We start from the raw sequence: 7,754 nt of genomic DNA on the forward strand, positions 1-7,754 counted from the left end.
ATAGATATATATAGTTTTCTATCAGTTGAGATATCACTCCATTTTATTCTCTTAGCCTCATTTCAGAGGTTATCCATGAGTCATTATTCAGTTTACAAGATTTCCTAGACTAAACTATTTCGTCCGTTCCTTGTTTTTATAATCTACTATAATTATTATTTCTTTCGTTATAATAACCGACTATATACTGCTACTGATTATCATGCAGTAGGTGATTGGTTAAATCACTAAATATAAGGCATCTTTTTCGTCCACCCCCGACCGACGGCTTAGAAGGCCGTTGCTCTATCCTGCTGAGCTACTCAAACATTTTCAAAAAACAACTTATATTATACTAGAAATATACAATTTATAATTAATTTATAAAGGTAAATTTATTAATTATTATTAATATTTTATAATTAACTACTTATTATCTTATCATTTCAAGAAAAAAAATAACTAAAAATTAATATTTTTAGGTTGAATTTTAAAAAAAATATAATCAAATTTATCCGAAAAAATGTAATGTTTTATAATTAAAAAATTATTATTTTTTAACCAATTAAATAATAAATGTATTTTACTTTGGCAACCTAATAAACATGGTTTAGTAATTGGAGCAGTTTTTAAAATATTTATAATTGTATAAGCTCCTAAACCACAAATAACCGCTAAATCGAAATCCGAATAAATATTTTTAAAACCATCGCTAACAAAAAATTGAACAGGATAATTTTTTAAATTCTTACGAGCATTCGATAAAGCTTTGGGACTGATATCTGCGGCAATTCCTTTACAAATATAACCTAAATCTAACGCTTTTTTTAATACTAATCCATGATCTGTACCAATATCAGCTACTGTATTATAATTTTTAATTAATGAAGCTATAAATAAAATTCTTTTCATATTTATTTTCTATTTATATTTTTGTATAAAATCTTTAATTTATTTTGCCTTGAAGGTGATCTTAAACGTCTTAAAGCTTTAGCTTCTATTTGGCGAATACGTTCGCGTGTCACACCCAATTTAGCTCCAACTTCTTCTAAGGTATGTACTCTATTATCGCCTTCTAAAATTCCATATCTCATTTTTAAAACAAGTTGCTCTCTAGGGGTTAAAGCTTCTTCAAGCGATTCTTCTAAAGTTTTTTTTAAAGTTTCTTGTAACATATAATCATGAGGTGAAATAGCGTTAGGATCGCTAATAAAATCACCTAAAGAAGAATCATCTTCATCACGAATAGATGTTTCTAAAGAAATAGTTTCTTTTTCAATCATTTGTAAATCATTAATTTTTTTTGTTTCTATATTCATAGCCTTAGCTATTTCATGATTTTCTGCTTTTCGAGCTAAATCTTGAGTTAATTTACCTCTTAAACGCGAAATTTTATTTAAAATATCTGAAACATGAACCGGACATCGAATAGTACGAGATTGATCGGCAACAGCTCTAGTAATAGCTTGTCTAATCCACCAAGTTGCATAAGTAGAAAATTTAAAACCTTTTGTATAATCGAATTTATCTACAGCTCTCATCAATCCCATATTACCTTCTTGGATTAAATCTAAAAATTTAATTTTCCTGCCTATATATAATTTAGCTACTGATACCACTAATCGATAATTAGCTTCAATTAATTTATTTTTTGCTATAACAGCTTTATTAATTGATATTTGGAGTTTTTCTAATTCCTCGTCAGTTATAGAAATTAATTTATTTTTAAAATCTTCTATTTTTTGTCTAGCTTTTACTCCTTCATAAACTAATTTAGAATTTTCTTTTTCTTTTTCTAAAGTTAATAAAGGGATTTGTCCAATTTCTTTTAAATACATTCTTACAGGATCATCAACTTTAATTGAATTGGCAATTTTTTTTAAATTAATATCTTCCTGTATTTCTTCGGAACGAATAGTTTCAATATTAATATTTTCATCTTCTAAATCTTCTATATCTAACATATCATAATCAGCATTTTCTAATTCATTTTGAGTTTTTTTTGATTTAAAATTTTTAGATATTTTTTTATTAATTATTTTACTAGCTGTTAACAAACATTTAAAAATTTTTTGATAAATATTATTTATGTCTTTAACATTATGACTAAACCATTTTAATTCTTTTTTTAAAATATCAACTAAAACTGTTTCACCTTTTTTTTCAAATTGCAAAATTTTTTGTTTGTAGATTTTTTTAATTGTCATTTTTAGATTCATCATGAACTCCTATATTTTTTAACTTTAATAACTCTTTTTGTTTATGGGCTATTTCTAATATTAATTGTTTCAGATCATTATCTTCATTGTTATTAGTGTTTATAATTTGTTCTGATAAATTTTGCAATTTATTTTTAAGAATTTTTAATTCTTGTCGAATTTGATCCATTAAATGCATTTTTAAATAACAATAAAATTCATTTAAACTTTCAGCTTTCCGTATACGTATTTTTTTTTTAAATAAATAGTTATTTTTAATTTCTAAAAATAAACCATAAATATCAAATTCTTTTGATAATTCTGATATAAAATCGCGATAAACTTCCATAAAACGATCTATATCTATACCATTTTTGATTTCATTTTCTGTTGCATCATTTTGATAATAAACATCAATTTTATCTATTAATTTTAAAAAATTTATATTAGAAACGACATGATCATAAATATCGTGTTTAATTGATTTTAAATGTTCTGAATTTAATAAAATTTCAATTAAAATTTCTTTTTCTACAAGACTTATAATATTTTGGGTTGGTTTTTGAACTTCTTGAAAATACTTTTGACGCATCAGAATTGTATAATCATTTTGATTCATGATTTTTTTATGATGAATATCATTATTTATAAAAAGAGAATATTTTTTATAAATATTTTTGCAATAATCATATTTAATTTTATCATCATAATTTTTAATTAAATTAAAGATATGGCGATTTAAAATTGTTATTTCTATATCTTGTTGTAAATATTTTTCGATCATATAAAAAACATAATCTTGAGATTTTTGCAACAAATTTTCATAATTAAATAATTCTGATTCAGTTAAATTTGAAAAAAAATCATCTGGATCTTTACCATTAGGTGGATGCCAAATAAAAACCTGTAACTTTTGTTTTGTTAACATATCAGCTATTTTATATGTAGCTGTTATACCTGCTTCATCACCATCGAATGCAATTATAATTTTTTGAGCATTTTGTTTTAACAAATCAATGTGTTTTGGAGTTAATTGAGTACCTAAAGTAGCAATAGTGTTATAAATATTAAACTTATAAAAAGCTATAACATCAAAAATACCTTCACATAAAATAACATCTTGATTTCGTTTAATAAATTCACAACTTTCAAATAAATTATATAATAAATTACTTTTTTTAAATAAAACTGTTTCATTATTAAATAAATATTTAGGATTATTAGAATCTGTTTTCAAAGATCGGCCGACAAAACCTATAACTTGACCTTTTTCGTTAGTTAAAGGAAACATAATTCGATCATAAAAAAAATCACGATACTGTTGGGAATCATCTTTCGATGGAACAACCAAACCCAATGATAATAAATCTTTTATTTCAAAACCTTTATTTAATAAATGATTTTGAAGAGCTTTAGGATGAGCATGTGCATAACCCAAATTAAATTTTTTAATTAATTTTAAATTTAATTTACGTTTTTTTAATAAATAATCTAAAACATAATGATTTTCGATATCATTTAAAATACATTCTAAAGCAGTTTTAAAAAAATCTTGGGTATGTTCTAAAATATTTATCAATTTATTTTTTACATAATCTTGTGGTTGACTTAATATTTGTAAATTAAATTTATAATTTAATTCGTGAGCAGCTGCTTCTAAAGTTATTTTTTTTAATTTAGCCCAAAAAGCCGTTGGACTACCTCCTTCATGGCAGGCCATACAAACAGCAATATTTTTTTCTGGTGAAACAGAAAAAGAAGGAGTTTTTTCTTTATGAAAAGGACATAAACTCATAAAGTTTTTTCCTTTTTTTTCTAAAGTTATTCCAGCATATCGGCTAACTAATTCATGAATAGGTATTTTTTTATTAATTTGCTCAATAAATGATAATTTTTTTCTCATATGGTTCATATTTATTTTTATATTATCCAGTTTAGATCAATTAATTTTAATAATTTATTAAAAAGATATTTTATCTACCAAATAATCCTTAAGATGTTCCAAGGGTATAAATTCTTGATTTAAAGAATCTCGATCTCTTATAGATACAATATTTTTTTCTAAAGTATGATTATCTATTGTGCAACAATAAGGTGTACCTATAGCATCTTGTCTTCTATATCTTTTGCCAATGCTTTGAGTTTCATCATAAATAACTTCAAAATAATTACATAAAAAACGTTGTATTTGTTTAGCTTTTTCTCGATGAATATTTTTAATCAAAGGCAAAATTGCCACTTTATAAGGAGCTAAAAACGGATGTATCTTAAATAATATTCTCTCTGTTTGGTTTGTTAAAGTTTCTTTTTGTAAACTATTTAACATAACAGCTAATAATAATCTTTCGACTCCTACAGAAGGCTCTATCACAAAAGGATAAAATTTATTACATTGTTGATGATCTGAATATCTTAAATCTATACCTGAATGCTCTTGATGTTGCTTTAAATCAAAATCATTACGAGCAGAAATCCCCCATAGCTCATCAAAACCCCAAGGAAAATTAAATAAAATATCAGTAGTATTGCTAGCATAATGACTTAATTCTGTTTTATTATAATCTTTAAATTTTAAATTTTCCGTTTTTAAACCTAAATCAAGCAAAAAATCATAAGTATATTTTTTCCAAAAATCAAACCATTTTTGAGTTTCTTGAGGATGATGAAAAAATTCTAATTCCATTTGTTCAAATTCACAAGTTCGAAAAATAAAATTTCCTGGAGTAATTTCATTACGAAAAGATTTGCCGATCTGACCAATACCAAAAGGTATTCGTTTTCTAGAAGTATTTAAAATATTTTTAAAATTAACAAAAATACCTTGACAAGTTTCTGGTCTTAAAAAAATTATATTATTATTAGATGGCACTGAACCCTGATGACTTTGGAATAACAAATTAAATTGTTTAACCGTAGACCAATTAGAAGTATTTAACAAACGATACTTAATAAGATATTGAGTCATTGCTTCCAAAGACATTCCATTAACATCAATATTTGGATTATGTTTTTGAATTAATTTATCTGCTCGATAACGTTTATTAGTATCTTTATTTTCCGCTAAAGGATCAGTAAAATTTTTAATATGTCCGGAAGCTTCCCAAACTTTGGTATTTAATATTATAGAACTATCTAACAATAATGTATCTTCTCTCTCTTGAAAAAATTTTTTTTGCCAAGCTTTTTTAATATTTTGTTTTAATAAGCACCCTAAAGGTCCATAATCAAAAGTATTGGCTAAACCTCCATAAATTTCACTTCCTGGAAAAATAAAACCATTTTGTTTTGCAAAACTAATTAACTCTTGTAAAGAAAACATTTCTTTATCCTTTGCTATTTTTAATTAAAATTAATTGATATTCCGATTTTTCTTAAAGAATTAATGTTATTACGCCATTTTTTTTCAACTTTAACCCATAAATCTAAATAAATTTTTTTATTTAAAATTTGTTCAATATCTTTTCGAGCTTCAATGCCTATTTTTTTTAACATATTCCCTTGATTACCTATTAAAATCTTTTTTTGATTATTTTTTTCAATTAAAATTAGTGCCGAAATATTAACAACAGCAGAAGAGTTTATCGGAGAAATATTTTCGATCAAAACAGTGGAAGCATGAGGAATTTCTTGATGCAAATAATAAAGAATTTTTTCTCTAATAAGTTCCGATATAAATTTATTTTGGTTTATATTTGTTTTAATATGAGATGGATAATAATTTTCGCCTTCAGGTAAAAATTCTAAAATATGTTGTTTTAAAATATTTATATTATTATTATTGTTGTTAATAGATGATATAGGGACAACGGCATCAAAATTAAATTTTTTAACATAACTTAAAATAATTTTATCAATAACTATTTTTTTATACAAATCCATTTTATTAACTACTAAAATAATTTTTTTATTATATTTTCTAAGAAGATCCAAAAACTTTTGTTCTCGAGAAGTTTGTTGATATTCTCGATCTACTACCAATAAAATAACATCAGCTTCATTTAAACTTTTTAAAGTTACTTGATACATCATTTTATTTAATAAATACTTATTATTCGCGTGTAAACCAGGAGTATCAATAAAAATAAATTGATAACAAGAAGAAGTATCAATACCTATAATAGCATCCCGTGTAGTTTGAGACTTATAACTAGTTATAGATATTTTTTGATTAATTAAAGCATTAATAAGAGTAGATTTTCCTACATTAGTATTACCAATAATAGAAATAAATCCTGATTTAAACAAAATACCCCTCCTTTTTTATAAATAAAATAGCCTAAATAAAATTTTTTGATTTTAATAATAATCAAAATGTAAATTATGTTTTTTTAAGATTTTTTGCTGTAAATCAATCATTTCACATAATGATTCTTCTGTTTTATCTTCATAACCTTTTAAATGAAAATAACCATGTAAAGCCAAAAAACTAATCTCTTGTTCATCACGAATATTATGCTGGATAGCTTGTTTAAAAGCTTTTGGTAAAGCAATTAAAATATCACCTAAAGAAATATCATTTGTATAATCATTAAAAGCTAAAACATCAGTAGTATAATTTTTTTTTAAATAAAAATTATTAACTTTTTTCATATATTTGTCGCTAACAAAAATAATATTCATTTTTTTACCTATATCCAAATTTTGAAATATTTGCGTCAAAACAATACTTAAATTATTAATTTCAAAATTAGTATTATTTATTATTTTAACATCCATAATTCAAATCTTATCCAAAAATCAAAATTTGCTCAATTTACATAATCACAAAAAATAAATTCAGAATTTGCTTTTATTTATTATCGCCATTTATATTTTGCAATTTTAATAAATAAAAATAAAAACTGAAAAAATTTATAATTTATCTAAAAATTTATCTAAAATAAAAAAAGTTTTTGATAAAAATAAAAAACTATTTTATTAACGTTTTTTTGATTGAAATTTTTTAGCACGCATTTTTCTAGCTACACTAGGTTTGATAAAAAATGCTCTTTGACGAACTATAGCGGTAATACCCGATTTAGAAACTTCTCTTCTAAAACGTTTATATGCATCTTCAATTTGTTCATTTTCGCGCGTAATAACTTTTGGCATGTAATTATTATTTCTCCTTTTTTTATCATTTTAATATATCAGTAAACAGTTTATTAATTTCATTTTTTCAGTAAATAAGTAAATAATTTTATTTACATCAACAAAATTAAAATCATCTAATCAATACGTTGCTTTATTATAACATAAATTACAATAAAAAGATATAAAAAATATAATAAAATGGATAATTTTTGCATATTGATAATGATTTTAATCCTATTAATATATAAACTATTATTTAAATAATCATAATATTGATTGTTGCATAAATAATTGTAAAAAGAGAATTAAAATCAAAACACTAATAAAACGATTAAATTTATCTATACTCTTATTACTTTTAAAAGTTCCATATTGTTCGGCAAACACATCAGTTACATCTGTTTCTGAAGAAAAAAGCACACTAATAATAATAATAATACATATAATATAGATAATATAATTGGGTAATGCAAACATAATACCACCTTTTTTTAATAATTTTAA

At 23.3% G+C, this 7,754-nt stretch carries 8 protein-coding genes; all 8 read right to left on the bottom strand.

The features are described 5' to 3' along the window. Positions 1-441 precede the first annotated feature (441 nt). Positions 442-891, bottom strand: coding sequence for a tRNA (adenine(22)-N(1))-methyltransferase TrmK (locus KHD59_RS02200; protein ID WP_054598515.1), 450 nt, complete (start codon positions 889-891; stop codon positions 442-444). A gap of 2 nt (positions 892-893) precedes the next feature. Continuing rightward, positions 894-2,198, bottom strand: a complete 1,305-nt coding sequence (locus KHD59_RS02205) for a sigma-70 family RNA polymerase sigma factor (RefSeq protein WP_213680468.1) — start codon at positions 2,196-2,198, stop codon at positions 894-896. After that, positions 2,176-4,089, bottom strand: coding sequence for a DNA primase (dnaG, locus tag KHD59_RS02210; protein ID WP_213680469.1), 1,914 nt, complete (start codon positions 4,087-4,089; stop codon positions 2,176-2,178). The genes KHD59_RS02205 and dnaG overlap by 23 nt, the downstream gene beginning before the upstream one ends. A 48-nt stretch (positions 4,090-4,137) precedes the next feature. Next, on the bottom strand, positions 4,138-5,496 hold the full coding sequence (locus tag KHD59_RS02215; RefSeq protein WP_213680470.1) for a glycine--tRNA ligase: 1,359 nt from the start codon (positions 5,494-5,496) through the stop codon (positions 4,138-4,140). A 20-nt stretch (positions 5,497-5,516) separates the two neighbouring features. Beyond that, positions 5,517-6,422 (bottom strand): GTPase Era, encoded by a 906-nt coding sequence (era, locus tag KHD59_RS02220; protein WP_213680471.1) that lies wholly within the window; start codon positions 6,420-6,422, stop codon positions 5,517-5,519. Positions 6,423-6,473: 51 nt separating this feature from the next. Then, a complete protein-coding gene (gene ybeY / locus KHD59_RS02225) occupies positions 6,474-6,893 on the bottom strand; it encodes an rRNA maturation RNase YbeY (RefSeq protein ID WP_004994727.1) in 420 nt (139 codons plus the stop codon). A 201-nt stretch (positions 6,894-7,094) separates the two neighbouring features. Beyond that, positions 7,095-7,268, bottom strand: a complete 174-nt coding sequence (rpsU, locus tag KHD59_RS02230; RefSeq protein WP_004994728.1) for a 30S ribosomal protein S21 — start codon at positions 7,266-7,268, stop codon at positions 7,095-7,097. Positions 7,269-7,514: 246 nt separating this feature from the next. After that, a partial coding sequence (locus KHD59_RS02235; RefSeq protein WP_238120349.1) for a hypothetical protein occupies positions 7,515-7,754 on the bottom strand: 240 nt, incomplete at its 5' end.

This window comes from Sesame phyllody phytoplasma (assembly GCF_018390775.2).
Taxonomy (GTDB): Bacteria; Bacillota_I; Bacilli_A; order Acholeplasmatales; family Acholeplasmataceae; genus Phytoplasma; species Phytoplasma australasiaticum.